Consider the following 26,013-nt stretch of genomic DNA (forward strand, 5'->3'; position numbering starts at 1 on the left):
CGGCACACCACTCGGGTGCGCCGGGCATCGTCCGTTCGTAGAACGCCGCGGAACCGGTTACGCCGGGACGCTCGCCACGCCCGGAGCCAGGAACTTCTTGCCGTTCACCCGCTCCGAGACGCCCTCACGGTCCAGGTACGGCGTGATGCCGCCCAGGTGGAAGGGCCACCCGGCGCCCGTGATCAGGCACAGGTCGATGTCCTGGGCCTCGGCCACGACACCCTCGTCGAGCATCAGCCCGATCTCCTGGGCCACCGCGTCGAGGACGCGGTCGCGGACCTGCTCCTCGGTCAGGACGACATCGCCCTGCTTGAGCAGCGCGGCGACCTCGGGGTCCAGCTCCGGCTTGCCGCTGTCGTAGACGTAGAAGCCGCGCTTGCCCGCCTTGACGACGGCCGCGAGGTTCGGGGAGACCTTGAATCGGTCCGGGAAGGCCCGGTTGAGGGTCTCCGAGACGTGCAGACCGATCGCGGGGCCGACCAGCTCCAGCAGCACCAGCGGGGACATCGGCAGGCCGAGCGGCTCGATGGCCTTCTCGGCGATCTCGACCGGGGTGCCCTCGTCGATGACGTTCTGGATCTCGCCCATGAAGCGGGTCAGGATGCGGTTCACCACGAACGCCGGGGCGTCCTTGGTGAGGACCGCGGTCTTCTTCAGCTTCTTGGCGACCGCGAAGGCGGTGGCCAGCGAGGCGTCGTCGGTCTTCTCGCCGCGGACGATCTCGAGGAGCGGGAGGACGGCGACCGGGTTGAAGAAGTGGAAGCCGACGACCCGCTCGGGGTTCTTCAGCTTCGACGCCATCTCCGTCACCGACAGGGAGGAGGTGTTGGTCGCGAGGATCGCGTGCGCCGGGGCGACCGCCTCGACCTCCGCGAACACCTGCTGCTTGACGCCGATCTCCTCGAAGACGGCCTCGATGATGAAGTCCGCGTCAAAGAAGCCCTCGGCCTTGTCCAGGACACCGGTGACCAGCGCCTTGAGGCGGTTGGCCTTGTCCTGGTTGATACGGCCCTTGCCCAGCAGCTTCTCGATCTCGGCGTGGACGTAGCCCACACCCTTGTCGACGCGCTCCTGGTCGATGTCCGTGAGGACGACCGGGACCTCCAGGCGACGGAGGAAGAGCAGCGCGAGCTGGCTGGCCATCAGGCCCGCGCCGACCACGCCGACCTTGGTGACCGGGCGCGCCAGGTTCTTGTCCGGGGCGCCGGCCGGGCGCTTGCCGCGCTTCTGCACCAGGTTGAACGCGTAGATGCCGGAGCGCAGTTCGCCACCCATGATCAGGTCGGCGAGCGCCTTGTCCTCGGCGTCGTAACCCTGCTGCAGGTCGCCGTTCTTGGCGGCCGCGATGATGTCGAGGGCGCGGTAGGCGGCCGGGGCCGCGCCGTGCACCTTGGAGTCCGCGATGAAGCGGCCCTTGGCGACGGCCTGGTCCCAGCCCTCGCCGCGGTCGATCACCGGGCGCTCGACCTCGACGTCGCCCTTGAGGACGCTGGCCGTCCAGAGCAGCGACTGCTCCAGGAAGTCGGCGCCCTCGAAGATGGCGTCGGCGATGCCCAGGTCGAAGACCTGCTGGCCCCCCAGCTGCTTGTTCTGGTTCAGGCTGTTCTCGATGATCACCGAGACGGCCTTGTCGGCGCCGATCAGGTTCGGCAGGATCGTGCAGCCGCCCCAGCCCGGGACCAGACCCAGGAAGACCTCGGGGAGGGAGAACGCCGGGATCGCCTTGGAGACGGTCCGGTAGGAGCAGTGCAGGCCGACCTCGACGCCGCCGCCCATCGCCGCACCGTTGTAGTACGCGAAGGTCGGGACCGCGAGGCCCGCGAGGCGCTTGAAGACCTCGTGGCCGCCCTTGCCGATGGCCAGCGCGTCCTCGTGCTTCTTCAGCAGCTCGACGCCCTTGAGGTCGGCGCCGACCGCGAAGATGAACGGCTTGCCGGTGATGCCGACGCCGACGATGTCACCGGCCGCGGCCTCCGCCTCGACCTGGTCGATGGCGGTGTTGAGGTTCGCCAGCGAGGCCGGGCCGAAGGTGGTCGGCTTGGTGTGGTCGAAGCCGTTGTCCAGCGTGACGAGCGCGAAGCGCCCGGCGCCGAACGGCAGGTCGAGGTGGCGTACGTGCGCGGACGTCACGACCTCGTCGGGGAACAGCTCGGCCGCACCCTTCAAAAGCTCAGCGGTGGTGCTCACTTGTCCCCCTCGAAGTGCGGGTTCTCCCAGATGACCGTCGCGCCCATGCCGAAGCCGACGCACATGGTGTTCAGGCCGTAGCGGACGTTCGGCTGCTCCTCGAACTGGCGGGCCAGCTGCGTCATCAGACGGACACCGGAGGAGGCCAGCGGGTGGCCGTAGGCGATGGCGCCGCCGTACTGGTTGACGCGCGCGTCGTCGTCGGCGATGCCGTAGTGCTCCAGGAAGGCCAGGACCTGGACGGCGAAGGCCTCGTTGATCTCGAAGAGACCGATGTCGGAGATGGACAGCCCCGCCTGGGCGAGGGCCTTCTCCGTGGCCGGGATCGGGCCGTAGCCCATGACCTCGGGCTCGACGCCGGCGAAGGCGTAGGAGACCAGGCGCATCTTGACCGGCAGGTTGTTCTCGCGGGCGAAGTCCTCGCTCGCGATGATGGAGGCGGTGGCGCCGTCGTTCAGACCGGCCGCGTTGCCCGCGGTGACCCGGCCGTGGACGCGGAACGGCGTCTTGAGGCCGGACAGGTTCTCCAGGGTCGTACCCGGGCGCATCGGCTCGTCGGCCGTGACCAGGCCCCAACCGGTCTCGCCGGCCTCGGGGTTGGTGCGGCGCACCGAGATCGGCACCAGGTCCTGCTGGATCTTGCCGTTGGCGTACGCCTTGGCGGCCTTCTCCTGCGAGCGCACGGCGTATTCGTCGGCACGCTGCTTGGTGATGGTCGGGTAGCGGTCGTGCAGGTTCTCGGCGGTCATGCCCATGAACAGGGCGGACTCGTCGACCAGCTTCTCGCTGACGAAGCGCGGGTTCGGGTCCACGCCCTCGCCCATCGGGTGGCGGCCCATGTGCTCGACGCCACCGGCGATGACGGCGTCGTAGGCGCCGAACGCGATCGAACCGGCGGTGGTCGTCACGGCGGTCAGGGCGCCGGCGCACATGCGGTCGATCGAGTAGCCCGGGACGGACTGGGGGAGACCGGCGAGGATGCCGGCGGTGCGGCCGAGGGTCAGGCCCTGGTCGCCGATCTGCGTGGTCGCGGCGATGGCGACCTCGTCGATCTTCTTCGGGTCGAGACCGGGGTTGCGGCGCAGCAGCTCCCGGATCGCCTTCACGACGAGGTCGTCGGCGCGGGTCTCGTGGTAGATGCCCTTCGGGCCCGCCTTGCCGAACGGGGTGCGGACGCCGTCGACGAAGACGACATCCCTGACGGTACGAGGCACGATGGCTCTCCTCCAGGGTGCGGGATGGCACTGCTGCGACGCGCAAGCGCTGAGCGCGCGCTCAGGACCCATGCTACTTGTGGGTAACGTAGCTGCACACCCCTGACGCGGGGAGCGGCGAACGTCACATCGGCGGGGATGCGCCCGTCATCAGGAAGCGCGTGGAGCCGGGCCGCCTCGTCGAAGGCGGCCACCTCTCCTCGGCCGGGGCGTCCCAGGATCTTGGCGTGATCTCGACGCCCGCAGTGCGTCACTAACCGCTGGGGCGGTTACGCGTCCTTCACCGACAGTGCGTCGACGAGCGCCGGCGTCACCTGCTCCACCTGCCACGGCCGCGCGCCATACCCGGAGAGCGCACCGCTCACGGAGTCGATGTCGACAGACTTCGGCGGCTCCCAGCAGAGCCGCCGCACGGTGTCCGGGGCGATGAGATTCTCCTGGGGCATGGTGAGCCGCTCGGCCAGCGCCGACACCGCGGCGCGCGCGGCGGAGAGCCGAGCCGCGGCGGCCGGGTCCTTGTCGGCCCAGGCCCGGGGCGGCGGCGGCCCGGCGACGGGCTGCCCCGGCTGCGGCAGCTGTGCGTCCGTGAGCGCCTTGGCACGATCCACAGCGGCCTGCCACTGCTCCAGCTGGCGCCGCCCCATCCGGTGCCCGAACCCGTTCAGCCCCGCGAGCGCGTGCTCATTGACCGGGAGGGAGAGCGCCGCCTCGACGATCGCGGTGTCACTGAGCACCTTCCCGGGCGAGACGTCCCGCCGCTGGGCGATCCGGTCCCGCGTCTCCCACAGCTCCCGCACCACGGCCAGCTGCCGGCGGCGCCGCACCTTGTGCATCCCGGACGTACGACGCCAGGGATCCTTGCGCGGCTCTGCGGGCGGGGCGGTCGCGATCGCGTCGAACTCCTGGCGGGCCCACTCCAGCTTGCCCTGCCGGTCCAGCTCCTTCTCCAGGGAGTTGCGCAGGTCGACGAGGAGCTCGACGTCCAGGGCCGCGTACCGCAGCCACGGCTCGGGCAGCGGCCGGGTCGACCAGTCGACGGCGGAGTGCCCCTTCTCGAGTACGTATCCGAGCACGCCCTCGACCATCGCGCCCAGGCCGACCCGGGGGAACCCGGCGAGCCGGCCGGCCAGCTCGGTGTCGAACAGGCGGCTGGGCACCATGCCTATCTCGCGCAGGCAGGGCAGGTCCTGGGTGGCGGCGTGCAGTACCCACTCCACACCGGACAGAACCTCGCCGAGACCGGACAGGTCGGGGCAGGCGACGGGGTCGATCAGTGCGGTCCCGGCGCCCTCGCGGCGCAGCTGCACCAGATAGGCGCGCTGGCCGTAGCGGTAGCCGGAGGCACGCTCGGCGTCCACGGCGACGGGGCCGGAGCCGGCGGCGAAGGCGGCGATCACCTCGGCCAGCGAGGCCTCGTCGGCGATCACCGGCGGAATGCCCTCACGCGGTTCGAGCAAAGGGATCGGCGTCCCCGCCGCAGACGATCCGCCGTCGTCCGGAGGGGTCCCTCCGGTGGTGCGCAGTGGCATGTCGGCTGCGGTGTCTTGGGCGTCGGTCACCTGTCAAGGGTATCTGTGCGTGGACAGCGCCCGTCGACGGAACGTTCCGTCGACGGGCGTCAGGGGGTCGTAAACCAGTCAGGTCGGTGAAACATCTCGTTCACGTGAGTGAACGATCACAGTAGGTGGGTGCGGGGCCTCCAGCGGTTCGGGCGGGCGGTTTCGGCCGGTTCAGTGGATGATCCCGGTGCGCAGGGCGACTGCGACCATTCCGGCCCGGTCGCCGGTGCCGAGCTTGCGGGCGATACGGGCGAGGTGGCTCTTGACGGTCAGTGCGGACAGGCCCATCGAGACGCCGATCGCCTTGTTCGACTGGCCCTCGGCGACCAGCCGCAGCACCTCGACCTCGCGGCCGGACAGCTCGCGGTAGCCACCCGGGTGGCTCGGGGAACCCGGGGGGCGGCGGTGCATACGGGCTGCGGTGGCGCCGATGGGGGAGGTGCCGGGCCGGGTGGGGAGTCCGATGTTGGTCCGGGTTCCGGTGACGACATAGCCCTTGACCCCGCCGGCCAGGGCGTTGCGCACGGCGCCGATGTCGTCGGCGGCGGACAGTGCCAGCCCGTTCGGCCAGCCTGCGGCGCGGGTCTCGGAGAGGAGGGTCAGACCGGAACCGTCGGGAAGGTGGACGTCGGCGACGCAGATGTCGCGGGGGTTGCCGATGCGGGGACGAGCCTCCGCGATGGACGAGGCCTCGATGACATCGCGCACACCGAGCGCCCACAGATGGCGGGTGACGGTGGAGCGGACGCGCGGGTCGGCCACGACCACCATGGCGGTCGGCTTGTTCGGGCGGTAGGCGACCAGGCTTGCGGGCTGCTCAAGAAGAACGGACACCAGGCCTCCTGGAGTGCGGGACGGGGCCGGCTCTGGGGATGAAGCCGGGACGAACCGTGCTTTCAAGGTCACAGCTGTCTTCGGCATCAAACCCGTCCGCCTTTAGAGAATGATCACGATCTAGTGAGTAACAATCCGTGCAATTCGGACACGCGATCGATCATCCGAAGATCGAGTCGGCTCGAGTAGTGGCGGTTACGGGACTGAAAGTGGCCGTATCGACAAAGAGATGGTCAACGAGATGATGATCAACCGAGGGTCGCCGAAAGCGGGCCGAAAAGCTGGCTGATGGAGCGGGCGGAAGGCCGGGCGGAAGGCCGGGTGAAGGGTCAGCGGGACTGCGGTCCCCGGCGGCGCTGCGGCAGGGTCACCACCGAGGCGTCGCCCGGCGCGGCCGGCGGCAGACCCGCGACCTGGGCCAGCAGATCGCACCAGGAGGCCAGGTGCGCCGCGCTGTCCGGGACTCCGCCCAGGCCCTCACGGGGCGTCCAGGAAGCACGGATCTCGATCTGCGAGGCGGCCGGGCGCTCGGACAGCCCGCCGAAGTAGTGCGAGCTCGCGCGCGTGACCGTGCCGCTCGGCTCGCCGTACGACAGCCCGCGCGTCTGGAGCGCCCCGGTCAGCCACGACCAGCACACCTCGGGCAGCAGCGGATCCGCGGCCATCTCCGGCTCCAGCTCGGCGCGCACCAGCGTCACCAGCCGGAAGGTGCCGTGCCAGGCCTCGTGCCCGTCCGGGTCGTGCAGCAGCACCAGACGGCCGTCGGCGAGGTCCTGGTCGCCGTCGACCACCGCGGCTTCCAGGGCGTACGCGAACGGGGCGAGCCGCTGCGGCGCCGGCGTGGGCTCCACCTCGACCTGCGGCCGCAGCCGCGCGCCCCTGAGCGCCTCGACCGCGGCCCGGAAGGCCGGTGGAGCCGCATTGTCCTTGTGCCGCTCCGCCTCCTCCTTCTCCTTCGCGTCGTCCATTTCGCCAGCGCCGTCCGACAGTCGTCCCTGAGCCGCAGCCATGCGGGGAAGATTAAGGGGAACGGGGCCTCCGCGCAGGGAGAGACACCCTCAAGGCCGCGGCCACGTCGGCTTCCGGGCCGTGCGAGACTTGCCGTCGTGAGTGCGAACGGAAGCCCCACGGGCCAGCAGCCGACAGCGACGTACGACAGCGCCTTCCTCAAGGCGTGCAGGCGTGAACCCGTGCCGCACACCCCCGTGTGGTTCATGCGGCAGGCCGGGCGCTCGCTGCCGGAGTACCGCAAGGTGCGCGAGGGCATTCCGATGCTGGAGTCCTGCATGCTGCCCGAGCTGGTCACCGAGATCACACTCCAGCCGGTGCGTCGGCACAACGTGGACGCGGCGATCTACTTCAGCGACATCGTCGTACCGCTCAAGGCCATCGGTATCGACCTCGACATCAAGCCCGGCGTGGGCCCGGTCGTCGAGCGCCCGATCCGCACCCGCGCCGACCTGGCCCAGCTGCGCGACCTCAGCCCCGAGGACGTCTCCTACGTCACCGAGGCCATCGGGATGCTCACCCGCGAGCTGGGATCCACCCCGCTGATCGGCTTCGCGGGTGCTCCTTTCACCCTTGCGAGCTACCTCGTCGAGGGCGGTCCGTCGCGCACGTACGAGAACGCCAAGGCGATGATGTACGGCGACCCCGAGCTGTGGGCCGACCTTCTCGACCGCCTCGCCGAGATCACGGCCGCCTTCCTCAAGGTCCAGATCGAGGCGGGCGCGAGCGCGGTCCAGCTGTTCGACTCCTGGGCCGGAGCCCTGGCACCGGCTGACTACCGTCGCTCGGTGCTGCCCGCCTCCGCCAAGGTCTTCCAGGCGGTCGCCGGGTACGGCGTCCCGCGCATCCACTTCGGCGTCGGCACCGGTGAGCTGCTGAAGCTCATGGGCGAGGCCGGCGCGGACGTGGTCGGCGTCGACTGGCGCGTCCCGCTGGACGAGGCCGCCCGCCGTGTCGGCCCCGGCAAGGCGCTCCAGGGCAACCTCGACCCGACGGTGCTGTTCGCCACCAAGGAGGCCGTCGAGGCCAAGACGCGTGAGGTGCTCGAGACGGCCGCCGGCCTCGAGGGGCACGTCTTCAACCTCGGCCACGGTGTGATGCCCTCCACCGACCCGGACGCCCTGACCCGGCTCGTGGAGTACGTCCACACGCAGACCGCCCGCTGACTCACCAGGTGTGCCGGGGCCGGGCCTGCCTGCCGAACAGCAGGCTGCGCGGCTCCGGTGGCGGCGGGGTGCCGGGCTTGAGCGGCCAGGCGAGCAGCATCCCCGCCATGAAGCCGACCACATGCGCCGCGTAGGCCACCGTCCCGGCGCCGGAGACGCCGTGGCCGGACGAGTACACCGCCTGGAGCACGAACCAGAAGCCCAGCACCAGCCAGGCGGGCAGCCGTAGCGGCAGGAAGATCAGGAACGGGACCAGAACCCAGACCCGCGCCCTGGGAAACAGCACCAGATAGGCGCCCAGGACCCCGGCGATCGCCCCGGACGCGCCGATCAGCGGGGCGCCCGAGGAGTCGTTGAGCAGCGCGAAGCCGTAACCGGCCGCGTAGCCGCAGACGACGTAGAAGAGGAAGTACCGGATGTGGCCCATCCGGTCCTCGACGTTGTTGCCGAAGATCAGCAGGAAGAGCATGTTGCCCAGCAGGTGCAGCCAGCTGCCGTGCAGGAACATCGCCGTGAACACCGACAGCGTCGGCGACTTGGCGTAGCGCGGCGGGGCCACGACGCACCCGGGGCCGTGCGGGCCCAGCCCCACCTCGCCCGTCGGGACCGCCCGGGGCAGCTGATGGTGGATCAGTTCTCTGGGCACGGCCGCGTAGTGGTCCATGAACGCCTGGAGGTGGCACAGCTGGGCCAGGTCACTGCCGCCGGCCACGGAACCCGCGATGCCGGGCGTGGACACGAAGACGAGGACGGTCGCGGCGATGAGCGCATACGTCACCCAAGGGGTGCGGCGTACCGGGTTCACGTCATGCACGGGGATGACCACACAGAAGTAGTGCCCCCGATGCGGCCCGCGAATCGGTGAACACGCTCGCCCGCGCACGCGTATCACTGGTCAACCGACGTGAGGATCAGGCGATGAACGAGCGAGTTACTCCTCCCATGCATGCTCTGCCCGACGGGGAGGCGGAGCTCTCCCTTCTCGTACGGCTGCCCTGGGAGGATGTCGCCAGACTCGGCCAGGAGGCCGGGCGGCTGGCCGCGCAGATGCAGCGGCCGGTGACGCTGGACGAGGCCGTCAGCAACCGACTGCGGTCCACCCGGCCGTCCGCCGCGCACGCCAAGCCGGCGGGCGAGCAGCCCGCGCCGGCGACCTCGACCTCGGGCGTGACCGCCCTCCCGCGGATCAGCGGGACGGCCTAGCCGGGCCTAGTCGGCGCTCGCGCGCACCTTCGCCGCCGCCTTTCTCGCCGCCACCAGGACCGGGTCCCACACCGGCGAGAACGGCGGGGCGTAGCCCAGGTCCAGGGCCGTCATCTGTTCCACCGTCATGCCCGCAGTGAGGGCCACCGCGGCGATGTCGACCCGCTTGGCCGCGCCCTCCCGGCCGACGATCTGCACGCCGAGCAGCCGTCCCGTGCGGCGTTCGGCGAGCATCTTCACCGTCATGGGGGAGGCGCCGGGGTAGTAGGCCGCGCGGCTGGTCGACTCGATGGTGACCGTCTCGAAGCGCAGGCCGACCCGGTGGGCGTCCTTCTCGCGCAGGCCGGTTCGGGCGATCTCCAGGTCGCAGACCTTGCTCACCGCCGTGCCGACCACGCCCGGGAAGGTGGCGTAGCCGCCGCCCGCATTGGTGCCGATGACCTGGCCGTGCTTGTTGGCGTGGGTGCCCAGGGCGATGTGCCGCTCCTGGCCGGAGACCAGGTCGAGGACCTCCACGCAGTCGCCGCCGGCCCAGATGTTCTCGTGGCCGCGGACGCGCATCGCGAGGTCGGTGAGCAGACCGCGCCGCCGGCCGAGGGGAAGACCCGCCGCCTCGGCGAGGACGGTCTCCGGGCGTACGCCGATGCCCAGCACGACCACGTCCGCCGGGTACTCCTCGTCCTCCGTGGCCACCGCGCGCACCCGGCCGTCCGGCCCGGTGGGCATCTTGGTGACCTCGGCGTCATTGACCATCGTGATGCCCAGGCCCTCCATGGCCGTGTGCACCAGGCGTCCCATGTCCGGGTCGAGGGTGGCCATGGGCTCCTCGCCGCGGTTGACCACCGTCACCTCGTAGCCCCGGTTGATGAGGGCCTCGGCCATCTCGACCCCGATGTAGCCCGCACCGACGACGACCGCCCGCCCGCGGTCTCGATACCGGCTTCGGTGCTCCGGAGGCGCCGAATCGACGCCGCCACGCGTGCGTGCCAGCGTGTCGAGGAGCGCCTGGCCGTCGTCCAGGGTCTGCACGCCGTGCACCCCGGGGGCGTCCACACCCGGCAGGTCGGGGCGGACCGGGCGCGCGCCCGTCGCGATCACGAGCTTGTCGTACGACGTCCAGGACTCGGCGCCGGAATCGACGTCACGCGCGCGTACCCGCTGCCGGTCCACGTCGATCTCCGTGACCTCGGTGCGCAGCCGCAGATCGATCCCCCGCGCGCGGTGCTCCTCGGGCGTGCGCGCGATCAGCCGGTCCCGATCGGGTACGCCGCCGCCGACCCAGTACGGGATCCCGCACGCCGAGTACGAGGTGAAGTGGCCGCGCTCGAACGCCACGATCTCCAGCTCGCCGGGCCCGCGCATCCGGCGCGCCTGCGACGCCGCGGACATCCCCGCGGCGTCGCCACCGATCACGACCAGCCGTTCCGTCCCGCCGCGCCCACCGCTCATGTTCATGTGAACACGCTACGGGGACGCGCCATTTCGGGCTCGCTCAGCTCTCCTCACCGGGTTCCCGGCCGCCCGCCGGCTCCGGCGCGGACGCCCCGGCCGCGGGAGCAGCGCGGAGCGGCAGCCGGCGCCGCCGGACCTGCAGCCACACCAGCGCCGGCAGTGCCACCAGGGCGGCGAACGGCAGTACCGCGCCGAGTGCCAGGGCGACCCAGCGCAGCATCGTGACGAAGACGTGCCAGCCGCCGGACACCGCGTCCGTGAAGCCGGGGGAGTCGTCCTTCGCGGCCTTCTTCACCGGCGTCTCGGACAGCGACAGGGTGATGGTGGCCAGGCTCGTACGGTCCTTCAGGGACGCCTGCCGGGCGAGCAGCGCCTCCAGGTCTGCCTCCCGGCTGCTCAACTCCCCTTCCAGGGTGACCACGTCAGCGAGCTTGGTCGCCTTGTCCATCAGCGCGCGGACCCGGGCCACGCTGGCCCGCTGCGACCGGATGCGGCTGTCCACGTCCACCACCTGGTCGGTGACGTCCTGCGCCTTCGACGTGCGGTCGATCAGCTTGCCCGTGCCCTGGAGGTCGGTGAGGACCTCGTCGTACTTCTCGACGGGGACGCGCAGGACCACGCGGGTCCGCTCGTGGCCCCGGGCATCCCGGGTGGTGCTCTCGTTGCCGATGTAGCCGCCCGCGTTCTCGGTGGTGCCGCGGGCTTCGTCCAGCGCCTTGGGCACGTCCTTGACCTGCACGGTGAGGGAGGCGGTGCGGATGATGCGGTTCGCGGTGAGGTCGGGTGCCTTCGCCTGGGAGCCCTTCGAGCCATCGCCGGAGTAGCTGTCGGAGGCGCCCCGCTGGGGCGCGCCTCCCGCGGCTGCCTTGGCGTCGCTCGTGGCTCCGCCGGAGGAGTCCGTGCCGCTGCAGCCCGCGAGCGCGAGCGTGGCGGCGAGCAGGATCCCTGTCAGGGCCCGGGCCGGTCGTACGGAACGTCGTGTGCGCATGTGGCAGTACCCCCGAGGGTCGTGACGATGACGCTCCTTCGACGCCGGGCCGGGCCGGGACGTTTGGCGGGGACGGTCCCGATGCGGTCACGGTCGGGACTCGGCAGGGCCACATGGCCCTGGCGGGACTGTCGGTCGGGTCTGAGAGGGTGGAGCCATGAGCGGATCACCTACGGGCACGGGGCATGTCGTCGTCATCGGGGCCGGTATCGCGGGGCTGGCCGCCGCACACCGGCTGCTGGAGCGCGGCGCGCGCGTGACCGTGCTGGAGGCGGGCCGCGGACTCGGCGGCAAACTGCGGGCCGGGGAGATCGAGGGCGTGCGGGTCGACCTCGGCGCCGAGTCGATGCTGGCCCGCCGCCCCGAAGCGGTCGGGCTCGCGCGCGAGGTGGGCCTCGGCGACCGGCTCCGGCCGCCCGCCACCGCGACCGCCTCGATCTGGACCCGCGGCGCCCTGCGCCCCATGCCCAAGGGGCATGTGATGGGCGTCCCCGGGACCGCCTCCGCCCTGTCCGGCGTGCTGTCCGACGAGGGCCTCGCCCGTATCGAGCGCGACGCCGACCTCCCCCGCACCGAGGTCGGGGAGGACGTGGCGGTCGGGGAGTACGTGGCGGCGCGGCTCGGCCGCGAGGTCGTCGACCGCCTCGTCGAACCCCTGCTCGGCGGGGTCTACGCCGGTGACGCCTACCGCATCTCGATGCGCTCGGCGGTGCCACAGCTCTTCCAGGCCGCCCAAACCCATGACTCCCTGACGGAAGCCGTCCGCGAGATCCAGGCGAAGGCGGCGGTCGGCGGGCAGAGCGGGCCCGTGTTCATGGGCATCGAGGGCGGTGTCGGCACGCTGCCCCTCGCCGTCGCCGAGTCCGTCACCGCGCGCGGGGGCGAGATCCTCACCTCGCGGCCGGCGACGGAGCTGCGCCGGGACGCCGACGGCGGCTGGCGCGTGACGGCCGGCGACCGCGTCCTGCACGCGGACGCCGTGGTCGTCGCCGTCCCCGCGCCCGCGGCCGCGGACCTGCTGGCCGCGGAGTCCCCGGGGGCCGCGGCCGAGCTGCGGGCCGTCGAGTACGCCTCCATGGCCCTGGTCACCCTCGCCTACCGGCGCAGCGAGGCCGCGCTGCCCGACGGCAGCGGCTTTCTCGTCCCGCCCGTGGACGGCCGCACCATCAAGGCGTCTACGTTCGCCTCCCGGAAGTGGGGCTGGATCGCCGAGGAGGACCCCGACGTGGTCGTCCTGCGTACCTCGGTGGGGCGGTACGGCGAGACGGAGATCCTCGAGCACGAGGACGCCCATCTGGTCGACGTGTCCCGGCACGACCTGAGGGCGGCCATCGGTCTCGACGCCACACCCGTGCGGACGGTCGTGACCCGCTGGACCGACGGCCTGCCCCAGTACCCCGTCGGCCACCACGCGCGCGTGGCCCGCATCCGCGAGCACGTCGCCGAACTGCCGGGGCTGGCCGTGTGCGGAGCGCAGTACGACGGCGTGGGCATCCCGGCCTGCATCGCGAGCGCTTACGCCGCCGTGGACCGGCTGGGCGGCGATCCGAGCGGTGTGCAGGAGCTCACCGCCAACCCGGTGCAGAGCCTTCACGGCGGAGCGGGAGAATAAGGGACATGAGTGACGACGCCCCCACCACCGAGACCGGCAGGATCCCGAACAAGGGCAAGCTGGCCAAGGACCTCAACGAGGTCATCCGCTACACCCTGTGGTCGGTCTTCAAGCTGAAGGACGTGCTGCCCGAGGACCGCGCGGGTTACGCGGACGAGGTCCAGGAGCTGTTCGACCAGCTCGCCTCGAAGGACGTGACCATCCGCGGCACGTACGACCTGTCCGGTCTGCGCGCCGACGCCGACCTCATGATCTGGTGGCACGCCGAGACCAGTGACCAGCTGCAGGAGGCGTACAACCTCTTCCGCCGCACGAAGCTGGGCCGCGCGCTGGAGCCGGTCTGGTCGAACATGGCGCTGCACCGTCCGGCGGAGTTCAACCGCTCGCACATCCCGGCGTTCCTCGCCGACGAGACGCCGCGCAACTACGTCAGCGTGTACCCCTTCGTGCGCTCCTACGACTGGTATCTGCTGCCCGACGAGGACCGCCGCCGCATGCTCGCCGACCACGGCAAGATGGCCCGCGGCTTCCCGGACGTCCGGGCCAACACGGTCGCCTCGTTCTCGCTCGGCGACTACGAGTGGATCCTGGCATTCGAGGCCGACGACCTGTACCGCATCGTCGACCTCATGCGCCACCTCCGAGGCTCGGAGGCCCGCATGCACGTCCGAGAGGAAATCCCGTTCTTCACCGGCCGCCGCAAGGAGATCGGCGAGTTGATCGCCGGGCTTGCCTGATCGGCTGCGGTGTTTTGTGGGTTGGCCCGCGAGGAGGTCGTCGAGCTGTTCGCGGGCTTGCCTGATCGGGGGCGCCGTCTTGCGGGTCCGGGCCTGCCTGACCGGGCTGCGGGCTCATTCGTCCCGCCCGATCCGCGGAGCGCTCAGTGCTGGTCGGCTTTTCCCTTCAGGGCGTCTCTTTGGGACTGTCGCCGGGAGCGGTCGGCCGGCGGTTGGGGCTTCGGTTCCGGGTGGGCGGCGCAGGCCGCGCGGCGGTTCGGGAGGCGGCCCTCCAGTAGGTACGCGTCCAGGTGGGCGTTGACGCACTGGTTCGGCCCGCCCGCGATCCCGTGTGTGCCCGCGTCCCGCTCGGTCACCAGGACCGAGTCGGCCAGCCGCCGGTTCATCTCCAGCGCCCCGTCGTAGGGTGCGGCAGCGTCCCGCTCGGCGGCCAGGATCAGTGTCGGAGACAGCTCACCCGGCCCGGTCCGCACGTCGAGCGGCCGCTGCCGGGGCGCCTTCCAGTAGGCGCACGGCAGATTCGCCCACGCGTTGTCCCAGGTCTCGAAGGGCGCCACGCGCGCGAGCCGGGTGTTGTCGCGGTCCCACACCGCCCAGTCCGTCGGCCAGGGGGCGTCGTTGCACTCGACGGCCGTATACACCGCGCTCGCGTTCTCCGCCTCGGCGGCCGTCCCGCCGACCGGCGAGGCGATCTTCACCAGCGGCCCGGTGTCGCCCTTCAGATACGCCGACAGCGCCGCGGCGCGGCTCGGCCAGACATCGTCGTAGTACCCGGCCATCAGGAACGCGGCCTGCAGCTGCCCCGGCCCGACCTTCCCGCCCGCCGGCTCCGCGGCCAGCGCCGCCCGCGCGCGGTCGTAGCTGCGCTGCACCTTCTCGGCCGTGGCACCGAGCCCGTACACGTCGTCGTGCCGGGCGACCCATTCACGGAAGTCGGTCCAGCGGTTCTCGAACGCGGCCGACTGCTCCAGGTTGCTGCGGTACCAGATCTGCGCCGGGTCCGGGTTCACGGCCGCGTCCAGCACCATCCGCCGTACGTGCGAGGGGAACAGCGTCGCGTACGCGGCCCCGAAGTAGGTGCCGTACGACGCGCCCATGAAGGTCAGCTTCTGCTCGTCCAGCGCGGCACGCAGGACGTCCAGGTCACGCGCGTTGTTGAGCGAGTTGTAGTACTGCAGTCCGCTGCCGGAGCGCTTGGCACAGTCGTGCGCGTACGACTTCGCCTCGGCGATCCGCTCCTTCTTGTACGACTCCGAGGGGTGCGTCGGCGACTGCGAGGGCCCCTTGAAGAAGCGCTCCGGGGCCTGGCAGGACAGCGGCGCCGACCGGCCCACCCCGCGCGGGGCGTATCCGACGAGGTCGTACGCGGCCGCGATCCGCTGCCACTCGGGCAGTGCGCCGACGAGCGGAAAGGCCATGCCGGAGGCGCCCGGACCACCCGGGTTGTAGACGAGCGAGCCCTGGCGGGGCACCTTCCGCTTGCTGTTGCGCGGGTCCTTGTGCGTGGCCGCGGTCCGGCTCACGGTCAGCTCGATCTGCTTGCCGTCGGGATGCGCGTAGTCCAGCGGGACGCGCACCGTGCCGCACTGCAGGCTGTCCGGCAGGCCCTCTTCGGCGGGGCACTTCCCGAAGGCGATGCCTTCCGCACGGGCACGCGCGGCGGCGACCGCCGTGCCGCGCGTCTCGGTCGCCGTGCCCGGGACACCCGAAGCGCCGGGCGCGCCCCCGGCCGGAGCGGCGGCGAGGGTGGTCAGCAGCAACGACCCGGCGGCCGAGTAGAGGGCGGCAGCTCGCATGGCGTATCCCTTCGGTGCGCGGCAGCACTGGCACTGCGGCAACAAAAGGGATGTTTCGTTCGGGCGTTGGCGAAGGCAAGCACCACCCCGCCGGTGTCGGCGTCAATACTCCCTGTGCGCCCCCGCGGATGCGGTCACTCCCGCCAGGGCTGGTCGCGATGGGCGAACGCCGCGCGCAGCTCAGGTTCGCCGATCGCGCGAATGCCGCGAACGGCGACGGAGGTCAGATAGGTGCGGTCGTCACCGGACCCGGTCGCGCGCCGGATCAGCGCGCCGAGCAGCCGCTGCCCGGCCGGGGAGGCCCAGCGGGAGTACGGGTGCACCTCGACCCGGGCGATGGCGAGGCAGCTCAGGGTCAGGGCGAGGGGGAGCGCGAACCAGACGGCGACCAGGTCACGGGGCATGTCGGTCTGAGCCGGCATCAGCAGCGCGGTCGCGCCCAGGGCGACGACGGCCAGCGCGGCCACCCGGACCTGACGGACCCCGGACGCCACGGTCGTACGCGCCCCGTCGGGCACCGCGAGCCCCGCCCGGACCAGCCCGTCCGCGATGCTGCGCACGGCATCGGCCCCGGCCGCGGCGGAGCGTACGGGCTCGATGCGGGACTGGCCCTGAGGCCCTATGGCGCCTATGACGGACCGCTCCATCTCGTCCCGCCCTCGCGGATCGACGACGGTCGCCCAGCCCGTGTGCGCGAGCAGCAGGCGCCGCTGCCGAGCCATGGAGACCATGGTGAGATCGGCGACCCGTGCGGGTCCGCCCGACAGGAACGCCGCCTCGTACAGCGTCAGATCGTGCCCCCGGTCCGCGGTCGCACCCTCCGCGTCGACGGCCGCCGAACGTACGGCTGCCAGGCACAGCCGCGTACACGCCGTGCCCGCGACGGCCCAGGCCAGCAGCAGGAGAATGACCCAGAACATGACGTGTTTCTATGCCAGGGGCCTGGGAAACGCCATGCCCTTTTCACCATCTGGACGGAGTGTTGCCGGTACGTGACGTTCCGTTTCGGGGCAGGTCAGGAGCCGTCGCCCGGCGGCGGGCTGGAGGCGGCCGGCGGAAGCGAGTAGGTGGGCGAGGGCGAGGAGGCGATCGGAGTCGCCGAACCGGGCTGGACCACCGGCGGCGACGGCACGGGGGAGGCGGCGGCCGCCAAGTCCCGGGCCAGCGCGGCGAAGTCCACGTAGCCGGTCGCCTCCAGCACCCTGATGTGATCCAGCACGGTGGTGTTGGCGTCGTCGGCGAGATCGCGGACCAGCGAGTTCTGGGTACTGGCCCGGATCTGGGCGACGACCGAGAACACCCTGCCGTGGGCCAGGCGCAGGATGTTGGCGAACTCGCGGTCGAAGTCCTGCCCCTGTGCCGTGCTCAGCGTGGCGAGCCACTGTTTCTGCTGCTCGTTGGGCTGGTTGGGCAGCGGCAGGCCGAGCCGGGTGGCGACGGTGCGGACATGCGCGTCCAGGGACGTGTGCCCCGCGATCAGGTGCTGCCCGGCCGTCCGTACGGCCTGGGTGGTGCCCTTCGCCTCGGCCATCTGCCCGGCGGGCAGCTCCCACAGCCCGGCCAGCCGGACCTTGGTGACGAAGTCCCGGTCCAGTGGGGACAGCGGGCCGTACTGGGTCGTCACGGTCTGGGCGTTCAGCACATCGGCGCCGGAACCGGCGGTCCCGGTGCGGTCCGCGTACGACCAGACAGGAAACAGCAGTGCCGCCAGCGTCGCGGCCAGGCCCGTGATGATGAGCCCGGTCCCGCTGAAAATGCCTCTGCCCTTGATCGAGGGTCGCGGTCGCATGGTGCCTCCTGCTTGCGGCACCGCACGCCAGTGCGCTTCGGGTGGGTGCGGGTTGGCATATTACTGCGGAGTCCGGGCCAACCACCGTGCGGGCAGGGAGACATAGGGTGTGCGAACCCATCAAATGGGATGCCGGTGTTACGGCTGTCACCCTCGCCGCAGCAGCACCCTCCGCGCCGCCCGGGCCGCCCGCACCACCGGCCGTCGCGACCGGGGCACCGGCCCCGACCGCTCCAGCCACCACTCCCGCAGCTCCCGCCGCACCCCCGCGTCCTCGATCCGCCCCGCGAACAGCAACTGCCCCGCGAAGTCCAGCGCGTCCTGCCGGTATCCACAGGTCATCGGGTGCCCGTGGGCGTAGTCGAGGAACGCCGGCCGGTACTCCGCCCCCAGGATCACCGGCAGCTCGGGCGCGATCTTCGCCACCACGTTCGCCCGCTTCGCGGCGAGCGCCCGCGCCTGCACCCCCATCCGCACCCGGTCGAACCCCTCGGGCACGGGCGTCCCGGCGACCAGCGAGGACAGCACCGCGGTCTGTGCGAGCGCGAGCCGCTCCCGGGTGTCGTCGTCGCCGGCGACGGGCTCAGTCACGGCGCGGGCCCGCGGGGCGGCCCCGGAAACCGAGCGCATCGCCCGCCCCTCCTCCATCGCGCCCCCGGAAACCGAGCGCATCGCCCGCCCCTCGTCCACCGCGCCCCGAATCGACTCCACCTCCCGCTCCAGTTCACCGGGTTCCGGGAAGTTCTCGTCCCGCTCCAGCAGCACGCCGGGCGGCGCGACCCGCGAGGCGAGGTCGGTCAGGATGCCGAGCACCGGTCGCGGGACGGGGTGGGCGTGGCTGTCGTGCCAGACTCCGTCGCGCTCGAAGCCGCCCGCGACATGCACATACGCGATGGCCTCCAGCGGCAGCTCGGCGAGCGCCTTGGCCGGGTCCTCGCCCCGGTTGACATGGTTGGTGTGCAGGTTCGCCACGTCGATGAGCAGCCGCACCCCGGTCCGCTCGGCCAGCTCGTACAGGAACTGCCCCTCGGTCATCTCCTCGCCGGGCCAGGAGATCAGCGCGGCTATGTTCTCGACGGCGAGCGGCACGGGCAGCGCCTCCTGGGCGATGCGCACGTTCTCGCACAGCACATCGAGGGCGTCGCGGGTGCGGGGGACGGGCAGCAGATGGCCCGCCTCCAGACGCGCGGAGGCGGTCAGCGCCCCGCCCGCCCGTACGAACGCGATGTGTTCGGTGACCAGCGGCGCGCCCAGCGCCGCCGCCCGCTCGGCGAGTGCGGTCAGCCGTCCCTCGTCGGGCCGGTCCGCGCCGCCGAGGCCCAGCGAGACACCGTGCGGCACCACGGTCACCCCGCGCTCGCGCAGCCGCAGCAGCGGCTCGGGGAGGTGTCCGGGGCAGACGTTCTCCGCCACGACCTCCACCCAGTCGATGCCGGGCATGCGCTCCACGGCGTCCGCGATCTCCGGCCGCCAGCCGATCCCCGTTCCCAGTCGCCGCATGGTCCTTCCCCCTCCTTCGCGTGACGGGGGTATCACCCCGGCGCCCGGCTCCGAACCACGCCGCCCGCACCTTCAGAGCAACATTTGAGGTTCGCGGCGGAGCAAGATGTGAGTTCGCGGCCCGGCACCCGGCGCGGACCGGCCCTACCCGGGCACGCCCTGCGAGTCCACCGGATCCCGCCGCAGCGCCGGATGATCGGCGACCACGGTGCAGGAGCCCGGCGCGATCTCCGTGAAGCCCGCGTCCCGTACCAACGGCAGCCCGCTCTCCGTCAGCCGGCTCCACTCGGCCGGGTCCGCGGTCCGCACGGCGAGCGGGAAGCCCGCGTCACGCCAGGCCGCCCGCTCCTCGTCGGACAGCTCCCACCACGCGAGTTGGGCGCCGTGCCCGGCCTGGGCCATCGCCTTTCCGGCCGACATGTCGAGATCGGGATTCATCCAGAGCACGGGCAGCGCACGGTCGGGCTCGGCCGGCGGCTCCGGGTCGTCGAGATCGGTGCCCGACACCTGGAGTTTGGCCAGTTCCTTGGGCCAGCCGTCCAGCGGGACGGGCGGGAAGACCCGTACCTCCGCCGACTTGCCGGTCGCCGTGATCCCGGGCAGCGCCGCCGCCCGCCGCCACTCCGCTCCACGGGCCCGCCGTACGACCTTGCGGATCCGGGCGTCCTGCCAGTCCCGCACGGCCTCGGCCCACTCGCCGTCCCCCAGCGCCCGCTCGTCGGCGAGCAGCACCAGCACGGAACGCGCGGCCGTCTCCAGCGCATCTGTACGGGCGGGCGGCGCATCGCGCTCGATGCGCACCACCAGAGGCAGCACGAACTGCGGTGCCTCGTCACGCGTACTGCGCTCGGACCGGAAGGGACTGTCACCGGGGGATGTCGAATCGTGGCTCACAACAGCCAACCCTAAAGCCGGACCAAAATAGCTCCATGCGATGTGATCTTCGACTGGCCCGCGTAGGCCGCCGCTACGGCTTACGCGGCCCCTGGGTGTTAAGAGGCATCGACCTCACCGTCACCCCCGGCTCGCTCATCCGCGTGGAAGGAGCCAACGGCAGCGGCAAGTCCACCCTCCTTCGCATCCTCGCCGGACTGGACGCGCCCACGGAGGGCCGTATCATCGGCCGCCCCCGCACGGCGTACGTCCCGGAGCGGTTCCCCTCTGCGCTCCCCTTCACCGCCGCCGGCTATCTCACCCATCTCGGTACGGTGCACGGCCTGTCCCGCCGGACGGCGGCCGACGCCGCCGTCGCATGGCTGGACCGCTTCGGCGCCGCCGCGCATGCCGGCACGCCGATGGCCCAGCTGTCCAAGGGCAGCAGCCAGAAGGTCGCGGTGGCCCAGGCCCTGCTCGCCGAACCCGGGCTGCTGGTGCTGGACGAGGCCTGGACCGGTCTGGACGCCGCGGCCCGGGCGGAACTGGAGCGGGCGGTCGCCGAGCGCACGGCCACCGGATGCGCCGTCGTGTTCGTCGACCACGACCCGAGCCGCCTGGCCGGGGCGCCCGACGCGACGTACACGGTTGTCGACGGCGCCCTCAACCGCCGTACCGAGAGCGAGAGTTCACCGACCGGCCGGCACGCCGTGGTCGTCGCGCAGGGCCCGTCGGGCGGCGCGCTGCCCGCCGGCGCGGCACGGACGGTCACCTCGGCCGAGGAGACCGCGCCCCGCACCTACCGGCTCACCGTCCCCGAGTCCCACTCCGACGTCCTGCTCCGCGCCCTGCTGACGGCCCGCCCGCCCTGGCACGTGGTGAGCGTGAGCCCCGGTAGACCCCCCGAAACGCCGCCCGATCCCGAAAGCCGCTCATGACCGCACTCCTGTGCTACCAGGCCGCACTCCTCGTACGCTCCCAGCGCTGGCTGCCGCCCGTCGTCCTGTACGCGGCCTTCCTCGCCGTCGGCGTGCAGAGCGGCCAGCCGGTGCTCGACTCGCTCGGCTACACGGCGGCGGCACTGCTGCCCGTCGCCGCCTGGCTGGTGCGGATCTGTGTCACCAACGAGCCGCCCGCGGCCCGTGCCTGCGTCGCCGCGGCGGCCGGACCGGCCAGGGCCCATCTCGCCTGTCTCCTGGCGGCGCTCCTCGCGTCGGCGGCACTCGGCACCGTGGCGACCCTGGCCGTGACGCTGATCAGCGACCCGGCGGCCAACGGCCATCGCGCCCACGTCCCGCGCCTCGAGGCGGGGGCGGCCGGGCTGCTGGCCGCACTCTCCTGTGCGCTGCTGGGCACGGCCGTCGGCGCGCTCACCAACTGGCCGCTGCTGCGCTCGCCGGGCCGGGCGGTGCCCGCGATGCTGCTGGCCGCGCTGCTGTCGGTGGTCGTCGCGGGCTCACCGGCGCAGGCGGCGGTGAGCGGACTGGTCACCGGCTCGCAGTCCGGCCGGGTCCCGGTGCCGCTGCTGCCGCTGGCCGCGGCAGCGCTGCTGACCGCCGCGGCGTGCGCCGTGGCCTGCGCCCTCACCCGCCGCCGGTCATCCTGAGCAGGCGGTGCGCTGCGCCTCCTGCCACTCGCAGACCGGGCACAGCGTGATGCCCCTGTACGACGCGGGGTACTCCGTCGGCTTCCGGCACATCACGCACTCCGCGTACGGCGGCCCGTCCGCGGGCTGCGACTCGGTGGTGTCGATGATCGTGCAGTAGTCCTCGTCGCTCATGTCTTCAGGGTAGGCCGGTCACCGGTGGGCTCTTCAGGGCAGGCCGGTCACCGGTGGCCGCCGGTCTCCCCGATCAGCTCGGACACCTTCACGAACCGGAAGCCCCGCTTACGCAGTTCCGGCACGACCGTCCGTACCACCTGCTCCGTCGTCGGGGCCGCGCTGCGGGTGCAGTGCATCACGACGACCGAGCCGGGCTTCACCCCGTCCAGCACCTGCCGGGTGACGGCGTCGGCATCCGTCGCGAAGGCGTCCCCGCTCACCACGTCCCACTGCACCGCGGTGACGCCGAGGCCGCTCAGCGCGCGCAGCGCCCTGTGGTCGTAGCAGCCGCCGGGGAAGCGGAAGTACGGCATCGGCCGCGGCACACCGGCCTTGCGGATCGCGGTGTACGCCCGCTCCACGTCCGTCCGCATCTTGTCGTCGCCGACGGTCGGCAGGCCGTAGCAGTCGCCGGTGAAGGCGTAGTGGCTGTAGGAGTGGTTGGCGACCTCGAACAACGGGTCGTTGCCGAGGGAGCGCGCCTCGGCCGGGTACTGGTCGGCCCACCGGCCGGTCATGAAGACGGTGGCCGGGACCTTCAGCGAGCGCAGCGTGGCGATGAGCGCCGGATTGTCGAAGTGCTCGCCCGCGGCCGCTCGCGGCCCCTGGTCGGCGGTCATGTCGGCGTCGAAGGTGAGGGCGACGGTCTTGCCCTGCGTGCGCGGGCCGTTCGTGAAGACCGGCGTGAGGCCGCCCGGGCCCGGGACGAGCGTGGGCGGTCGCGAGGCGGAAGCGGAGGCGGAGGACGGGTTGGGGCCCGGGTGGGCGGAGTGCGGGGCGCTCGCGGTGCCGCAGGCGGCGAGGGTGGCGCCCAGGGCGCAGAGGGCGGTGACACGGCGTACAAGAGTGAACACCATATGAAGATATGATCGTAAATATGCTCATTCGACCGACGCGCCCTGCCGGTCGTACCGGAGTCACCCGCCCGGCGGCCGGCCCGGGTCAGCGGCCGTATCGGCCCGTCAGGGTGCCGGTGGCCAGGGTGTGGCCGGTCAGGGCGCGTCGGATGTCGTCGGGCCCGGCGTCGGGGGCGAGGTCCAGACGCCGGTCGGCGGCGTAGACCGTGAACGCGTAGTGGTGCGGACTGTCGCCCTTGGGCGGGCAGGGGCCGCCGTAGCCCGTCTTGCGGAAGCCGTTGCGGCCCTGTGTCGCGCCCTCGGGCGCCTGCCCGGCGGCCAGCTCCGTGGTCCGCGGGCCGATGTTCCACACCAGCCAGTGCGTGAACGTGCCGTGGGGGGCGTCGGGGTCCTCGACGATGAGGACCAGTCCGGTCGTGTCCGCGGGAACGCCGGAGAAGGCGAGCGGCGGCGACACGTCCTCTCCGTCGCAGGTGTGGCGGCGCGGGATCGTGCCGCCCTCGGTGAACGCGGCGCTCGTCACCGTGAGGCGATGCGAGGCGGTGGGGCTGGGGGCGGACGAGTCGCCCGTGTCGTTCCCGCAGCCCGGGACCAGGCCCATGGCGGTCACCAACGCGATCAGCAAGCTCCGGCGCATGCCCGGAACGTTAGGGCCTGTCCGGCGGATCATGCCGCAGACGCGGGGTCTGGCACGCCCTCCCCCAAGCTCTGCGAGCAGGGGGGACCCCCAGGCGTTGTCGTCAGTCGCCGACGCTCCCAAGCTCTCGGCTTCGCTCGAGCAGGGGGGACCCCCATCGCGTCGACTCCTTCCTCCGCCTTGCAGCTGGACGCACCAGACCCCACTCACCTGCGCCGATCGGATGCCGCTTCTTTGCTGCGACCTGATCCGCCGGACAGGCCCCTAGCCGCGGGGGACCGCCGAGTCACCGACGCCGGCCGGTTGCTGCGCGCCGTTGATGGCGGCGGGCTGCTGTGCGTCGTCGCCGGCGTCCGGCTGTCGCAGGTCACCTTCGCCGTCGGCCTGGTGCGAGCCGGTGATTCCGTCCGGCTGGTGCGACTCGCCGACGACGGCCGGCTGCTGGCCCCTTTCCAGGAAGCGCAGCAGCTCCACCGGGATGGGCAGCACCAGCGTGGAGTTCTTCTCCGCCGCCACCGCCATCACCGTCTGCAGCAGTCGCAGCTGCAGTGCGGAGGGCGTGTCGGCCATCTGCTGTGCGGCCTCGGCCAGCTTCCTGGAAGCCTGGAGCTCGGCGTCGGCGTTGATGATCCTCGCCCGGCGCTCACGGTCGGCCTCGGCCTGGCGGGCCATGGAACGCTTCATCGCGTCCGGCAGGGACACGTCCTTGATCTCGACCCGGTCGATCTGTACGCCCCAGCCGATGGCGGGGCTGTCGATCATCAGCTCCAGGCCCTGGTTGAGCTTCTCGCGATTGGAGAGCAGATCGTCGAGGTCGCTCTTGCCGATGATCGAGCGCAGGGAGGTCTGTGCCATCTGGGAGACGGCGAAGCGGTAGTCCTCGACGTTGATGGTGGCGGCCGCCGCGTCCACGACCTTGAAGTAGACGACCGCGTCGACGCGCACCGTCACGTTGTCCCGCGTGATGCCCTCCTGGGCGGGCACGGGCATCGTGACGATCTGCATGTTGACCTTGTAGAGCCGGTCCACGACCGGGACGATCAGCGCCAGCCCCGGCGAACGTATCTCGCCTCGCAGGCGGCCGAGCCGGAGGATCACCCCGCGTTCGTACTGCTTGACGACCCGCACTCCCGCGGACAGGTACACCAGTCCGACGGCACCGGCTGCGACGATCGCCCCCAGCAGTTCCTGGAACATGACGACCTCCTCCATAAGAGGCCCTTTGTGTCCGTTCCTGTAACGATATGCCCGGTGTCTGGTCCGGGGCCACGCCCCGTGCCCCGGACCAGACGGACCCGGGTCCGGTCAGGCCGCCGTCACCTTCACCGGTTCGGTACCGGCCGCGCTGTGCCGCTCGGCCCAGGCCTCCAGTGCCGTACGGCAGGCGTGGTCCAGATGGTGCAGGCCGGACAGGTCCAGCCGGACCGGGCGGTCCTGGGGGAGCGCCTCCAGGCTGTCGAGGATCTTCGGCAGCCGCAGGAAGGTCGCGTTGCCCGACAGATACGCCTCGACGGGGCCGGCGCCCTTGTCGACGACCTCCAGCCGGACGTGCGAGGCCTCCCAGGCGGTCTTGACGATCGCCAGCGCAAGTCCGATGAGCACGCCCTCGAACATGCTGACCACGACGATCGACACGGCGGTGACGACCAGGATCAGCGCCTCGCCGCGGTGCTCGCGCCACAGGGACGCGATCGCGTGTACCGGGATGAGCCTGGCGCCCGAGTACACCAGGATGCCCGCGAGGGCGGGGATCGGTATGTGGCCGAGCACACCCGGCAGCAGGGCGGCGAACAGCAGCAGCCAGACGCCGTGCAGCACCCGGGACGCCTTGGTGCGCGCGCCCGCCTGGACGTTCGCCGCGCTGCGCACGATCACCGCGGTCATCGGCAGCGCGCCGAGCAGCCCGCACACCGTGTTGCCCGCCCCCTGGGCGAGCAGCTCCTTGTCGTACTCGGTGCGCGGCCCGTCGTGCAGCCGGTCCACGGCCGCCGCGCTGAACAGCGACTCGGCGGACGCGATCAGCGTGAACGCCACGATCGTGCCGATCACCCCGAAGCCGGCCGACTCCCCGAAGGTGCTGAGCGGCGGCGGCTGGATCGCGCCCAGCAGCCCCTTCACCTCGACGGAGGCCACCGGCAGGCTCAGCGCGAGCGCGGCCAGTGTGGCAAGGCCCACCGCGGCGAGCGGAGCGGGCACCGTACGGACCTTCGCGGGCGCGTGCCTCCACAGCACGAGGACGGCGATCGTGCCCGCGCCCAGGGCGAGCGAGGACAGTGCCTTCCCGTCCCCGAGGGCGTCGGCGAACGCCCCGGGGAGCCCGGCCATCTTGCCCGGCCCCGACGCCGGGGCCTTGGCGGCCAGCGCCGGGTAGAGCTGCCCGGCGATCAGCACCAGGCCGATACCGGCCAGCATGCCCTCGACGACCGAGACCGAGATGGCCCGGAAGTAGCGCCCCAGCCGCAGGGCGCCCATGAGGATCTGGAGCGCCCCGGTGGCGAGCACGATCACGCCGAGGACGGGGAGCCCGAACTCCCGCACCGCCTCGAAGACCAGCACGGTCAGACCGGCGGCCGGCCCGGACACCTGGAGGCTGCTGCCCCGCATCAGCCCGGTGACGACACCGCCCACGATGCCGGTGACCAGGCCGAGTTCGGCCGGGACACCGGAGGCGGCGGCCACGCCCACACACAGCGGGAGCGCGACCAGGAAGACGACGAGCGAGGCGGCGAAGTCCTGCCTGAGATGAGGGAACCTCGCCGCGATGCCTGCGGTGGTCATC

At 72.0% G+C, this 26,013-nt stretch carries 24 protein-coding genes; 6 read left to right on the forward strand and 18 right to left on the reverse strand.

What is annotated here, in order from left to right; genetic code table 11:
* Positions 1-57: 57 nt before the first annotated feature.
* From Q8A52_RS16580 to Q8A52_RS16600, 5 genes are all read right to left on the reverse strand, one after another.
* On the reverse strand, positions 58-2,187 hold the full coding sequence (locus Q8A52_RS16580; RefSeq protein ID WP_316752730.1) for a 3-hydroxyacyl-CoA dehydrogenase NAD-binding domain-containing protein: 2,130 nt from the start codon (positions 2,185-2,187) through the stop codon (positions 58-60).
* Positions 2,184-3,401, reverse strand: a complete 1,218-nt coding sequence (locus Q8A52_RS16585) for a thiolase family protein (RefSeq protein WP_316752731.1) — start codon at positions 3,399-3,401, stop codon at positions 2,184-2,186. Before Q8A52_RS16585 ends, Q8A52_RS16580 begins: the two co-directional genes overlap by 4 nt.
* 269 nt (positions 3,402-3,670) lie before the next feature.
* A complete protein-coding gene (locus Q8A52_RS16590) occupies positions 3,671-4,960 on the reverse strand; it encodes a ribonuclease D (protein WP_316752734.1) in 1,290 nt (429 codons plus the stop codon).
* 171 nt (positions 4,961-5,131) lie between these two features.
* A complete protein-coding gene (locus Q8A52_RS16595; protein ID WP_263213751.1) occupies positions 5,132-5,794 on the reverse strand; it encodes a response regulator transcription factor in 663 nt (220 codons plus the stop codon).
* 329 nt (positions 5,795-6,123) lie between these two features.
* Positions 6,124-6,804, reverse strand: a complete 681-nt coding sequence (locus Q8A52_RS16600; RefSeq protein ID WP_316752740.1) for a DUF3000 domain-containing protein — start codon at positions 6,802-6,804, stop codon at positions 6,124-6,126.
* 96 nt (positions 6,805-6,900) lie between these two features.
* Here Q8A52_RS16600 and hemE point away from each other — a divergent pair, with 96 nt between their 5' ends.
* Positions 6,901-7,968 (forward strand): uroporphyrinogen decarboxylase, encoded by a 1,068-nt coding sequence (gene hemE, locus Q8A52_RS16605; protein ID WP_316752742.1) that lies wholly within the window; start codon positions 6,901-6,903, stop codon positions 7,966-7,968.
* A 1-nt stretch (position 7,969) separates the two neighbouring features.
* On the opposite strand, the gene Q8A52_RS16610 is transcribed toward hemE, so the two are convergent.
* Entirely contained in the window at positions 7,970-8,794 is an 825-nt protein-coding gene (locus Q8A52_RS16610) for a rhomboid family intramembrane serine protease (RefSeq protein ID WP_316752744.1), read from the reverse strand.
* A 92-nt stretch (positions 8,795-8,886) separates the two neighbouring features.
* Here Q8A52_RS16610 and Q8A52_RS16615 point away from each other — a divergent pair, with 92 nt between their 5' ends.
* Positions 8,887-9,171, forward strand: a complete 285-nt coding sequence (locus Q8A52_RS16615; RefSeq protein WP_316752746.1) for a hypothetical protein — start codon at positions 8,887-8,889, stop codon at positions 9,169-9,171.
* Positions 9,172-9,177: 6 nt separating this feature from the next.
* Here the strand turns inward: Q8A52_RS16615 and Q8A52_RS16620 are convergent, their stop codons facing one another.
* Positions 9,178-10,626: an FAD-dependent oxidoreductase gene (locus tag Q8A52_RS16620; protein ID WP_316752748.1), complete on the reverse strand. Its 1,449-nt coding sequence runs from the start codon at positions 10,624-10,626 to the stop codon at positions 9,178-9,180.
* Positions 10,627-10,663: 37 nt separating this feature from the next.
* Positions 10,664-11,611 carry a DUF4349 domain-containing protein gene (locus Q8A52_RS16625; RefSeq protein WP_316752750.1) on the reverse strand — a complete coding sequence of 316 codons (948 nt, stop codon included), beginning with the start codon at positions 11,609-11,611 and terminating at the stop codon, positions 10,664-10,666.
* A gap of 157 nt (positions 11,612-11,768) precedes the next feature.
* Between Q8A52_RS16625 and hemG the strand changes: the two genes are divergently transcribed.
* Positions 11,769-13,223, forward strand: coding sequence for a protoporphyrinogen oxidase (gene hemG, locus Q8A52_RS16630; RefSeq protein ID WP_316752752.1), 1,455 nt, complete (start codon positions 11,769-11,771; stop codon positions 13,221-13,223).
* 5 nt (positions 13,224-13,228) lie between these two features.
* A complete protein-coding gene (gene hemQ, locus Q8A52_RS16635) occupies positions 13,229-13,960 on the forward strand; it encodes a hydrogen peroxide-dependent heme synthase (RefSeq protein WP_316752754.1) in 732 nt (243 codons plus the stop codon).
* Positions 13,961-14,103: 143 nt separating this feature from the next.
* Here the strand turns inward: hemQ and Q8A52_RS16640 are convergent, their stop codons facing one another.
* The 5 genes from Q8A52_RS16640 to Q8A52_RS16660 all read right to left on the reverse strand — a co-directional run bounded on the left by Q8A52_RS16640 (position 14,104) and on the right by Q8A52_RS16660 (position 19,939).
* Positions 14,104-15,756 (reverse strand): alpha/beta hydrolase, encoded by a 1,653-nt coding sequence (locus Q8A52_RS16640; protein ID WP_316752757.1) that lies wholly within the window; start codon positions 15,754-15,756, stop codon positions 14,104-14,106.
* Between the two features lie 134 nt (positions 15,757-15,890).
* The gene (locus tag Q8A52_RS16645) at positions 15,891-16,676 is read right to left on the reverse strand and encodes a TIGR04222 domain-containing membrane protein (RefSeq protein WP_316752759.1); all 786 of its coding nucleotides are present in this window, start codon (positions 16,674-16,676) and stop codon (positions 15,891-15,893) included.
* A 95-nt stretch (positions 16,677-16,771) separates the two neighbouring features.
* Entirely contained in the window at positions 16,772-17,545 is a 774-nt protein-coding gene (locus tag Q8A52_RS16650) for a DUF4142 domain-containing protein (protein ID WP_316752762.1), read from the reverse strand.
* A gap of 147 nt (positions 17,546-17,692) precedes the next feature.
* Entirely contained in the window at positions 17,693-19,045 is a 1,353-nt protein-coding gene (locus tag Q8A52_RS16655; protein WP_316752764.1) for a DUF692 domain-containing protein, read from the reverse strand.
* A gap of 144 nt (positions 19,046-19,189) precedes the next feature.
* Complete coding sequence (locus Q8A52_RS16660; RefSeq protein ID WP_316752766.1) at positions 19,190-19,939, reverse strand: peptidyl-tRNA hydrolase; 750 nt, start codon at positions 19,937-19,939, stop codon at positions 19,190-19,192.
* 35 nt (positions 19,940-19,974) lie between these two features.
* Here Q8A52_RS16660 and Q8A52_RS16665 point away from each other — a divergent pair, with 35 nt between their 5' ends.
* Both Q8A52_RS16665 and Q8A52_RS16670 read left to right on the forward strand, forming a co-directional pair.
* Positions 19,975-20,856 (forward strand): ABC transporter ATP-binding protein, encoded by an 882-nt coding sequence (locus Q8A52_RS16665; RefSeq protein WP_316752769.1) that lies wholly within the window; start codon positions 19,975-19,977, stop codon positions 20,854-20,856.
* On the forward strand, positions 20,853-21,524 hold the full coding sequence (locus Q8A52_RS16670; RefSeq protein WP_316752772.1) for an ABC transporter: 672 nt from the start codon (positions 20,853-20,855) through the stop codon (positions 21,522-21,524). The genes Q8A52_RS16665 and Q8A52_RS16670 overlap by 4 nt, the downstream gene beginning before the upstream one ends.
* Here the strand turns inward: Q8A52_RS16670 and Q8A52_RS16675 are convergent.
* The 5 genes from Q8A52_RS16675 to Q8A52_RS16695 form a co-directional block, all read right to left on the reverse strand.
* Positions 21,516-21,698 carry a hypothetical protein gene (locus Q8A52_RS16675; RefSeq protein ID WP_316752774.1) on the reverse strand — a complete coding sequence of 61 codons (183 nt, stop codon included), beginning with the start codon at positions 21,696-21,698 and terminating at the stop codon, positions 21,516-21,518. The genes Q8A52_RS16670 and Q8A52_RS16675 overlap by 9 nt on opposite strands.
* Before the next feature lie 47 nt (positions 21,699-21,745).
* Positions 21,746-22,597, reverse strand: coding sequence for a polysaccharide deacetylase family protein (locus Q8A52_RS16680; protein ID WP_408649208.1), 852 nt, complete (start codon positions 22,595-22,597; stop codon positions 21,746-21,748).
* 85 nt (positions 22,598-22,682) lie between these two features.
* Positions 22,683-23,234: a YbhB/YbcL family Raf kinase inhibitor-like protein gene (locus Q8A52_RS16685; protein ID WP_316752775.1), complete on the reverse strand. Its 552-nt coding sequence runs from the start codon at positions 23,232-23,234 to the stop codon at positions 22,683-22,685.
* A 264-nt stretch (positions 23,235-23,498) separates the two neighbouring features.
* On the reverse strand, positions 23,499-24,431 hold the full coding sequence (locus Q8A52_RS16690) for a slipin family protein (protein ID WP_316752777.1): 933 nt from the start codon (positions 24,429-24,431) through the stop codon (positions 23,499-23,501).
* A 108-nt stretch (positions 24,432-24,539) separates the two neighbouring features.
* Positions 24,540-26,012: a SulP family inorganic anion transporter gene (locus Q8A52_RS16695; RefSeq protein WP_316752779.1), complete on the reverse strand. Its 1,473-nt coding sequence runs from the start codon at positions 26,010-26,012 to the stop codon at positions 24,540-24,542.
* Position 26,013 lies beyond the last annotated feature (1 nt).

The organism is Streptomyces herbicida, assembly GCF_032656585.1.
In the GTDB taxonomy this organism is placed as follows: domain Bacteria; phylum Actinomycetota; class Actinomycetes; order Streptomycetales; family Streptomycetaceae; genus Streptomyces; species Streptomyces herbicida.

Bases quoted from the DNA above. Each gene is read 5' to 3' on its own strand.
- Q8A52_RS16600 (WP_316752740.1), bottom strand. From the start codon at position 6,804: ATGGCTGCGGCTCAGGGACGACTGTCGGACGGCGCTGGCGAAATGGAC.
- Q8A52_RS16615 (WP_316752746.1), top strand. From the start codon at position 8,887: ATGAACGAGCGAGTTACTCCTCCCATGCATGCTCTGCCCGACGGGGAG.
- Q8A52_RS16620 (WP_316752748.1), bottom strand. From the start codon at position 10,626: ATGAACATGAGCGGTGGGCGCGGCGGGACGGAACGGCTGGTCGTGATC.
- Q8A52_RS16625 (WP_316752750.1), bottom strand. From the start codon at position 11,611: ATGCGCACACGACGTTCCGTACGACCGGCCCGGGCCCTGACAGGGATC.
- hemG (WP_316752752.1), top strand. From the start codon at position 11,769: ATGAGCGGATCACCTACGGGCACGGGGCATGTCGTCGTCATCGGGGCC.
- hemQ (WP_316752754.1), top strand. From the start codon at position 13,229: ATGAGTGACGACGCCCCCACCACCGAGACCGGCAGGATCCCGAACAAG.
- Q8A52_RS16640 (WP_316752757.1), bottom strand. From the start codon at position 15,756: ATGCGAGCTGCCGCCCTCTACTCGGCCGCCGGGTCGTTGCTGCTGACC.
- Q8A52_RS16645 (WP_316752759.1), bottom strand. From the start codon at position 16,676: ATGTTCTGGGTCATTCTCCTGCTGCTGGCCTGGGCCGTCGCGGGCACG.
- Q8A52_RS16650 (WP_316752762.1), bottom strand. From the start codon at position 17,545: ATGCGACCGCGACCCTCGATCAAGGGCAGAGGCATTTTCAGCGGGACC.
- Q8A52_RS16655 (WP_316752764.1), bottom strand. From the start codon at position 19,045: ATGCGGCGACTGGGAACGGGGATCGGCTGGCGGCCGGAGATCGCGGAC.
- Q8A52_RS16665 (WP_316752769.1), top strand. From the start codon at position 19,975: ATGCGATGTGATCTTCGACTGGCCCGCGTAGGCCGCCGCTACGGCTTA.
- Q8A52_RS16670 (WP_316752772.1), top strand. From the start codon at position 20,853: ATGACCGCACTCCTGTGCTACCAGGCCGCACTCCTCGTACGCTCCCAG.
- Q8A52_RS16675 (WP_316752774.1), bottom strand. From the start codon at position 21,698: ATGAGCGACGAGGACTACTGCACGATCATCGACACCACCGAGTCGCAG.
- Q8A52_RS16680 (WP_408649208.1), bottom strand. From the start codon at position 22,597: ATGGTGTTCACTCTTGTACGCCGTGTCACCGCCCTCTGCGCCCTGGGC.
- Q8A52_RS16685 (WP_316752775.1), bottom strand. From the start codon at position 23,234: ATGCGCCGGAGCTTGCTGATCGCGTTGGTGACCGCCATGGGCCTGGTC.
- Q8A52_RS16690 (WP_316752777.1), bottom strand. From the start codon at position 24,431: ATGTTCCAGGAACTGCTGGGGGCGATCGTCGCAGCCGGTGCCGTCGGA.
- Q8A52_RS16695 (WP_316752779.1), bottom strand. From the start codon at position 26,012: ATGACCACCGCAGGCATCGCGGCGAGGTTCCCTCATCTCAGGCAGGAC.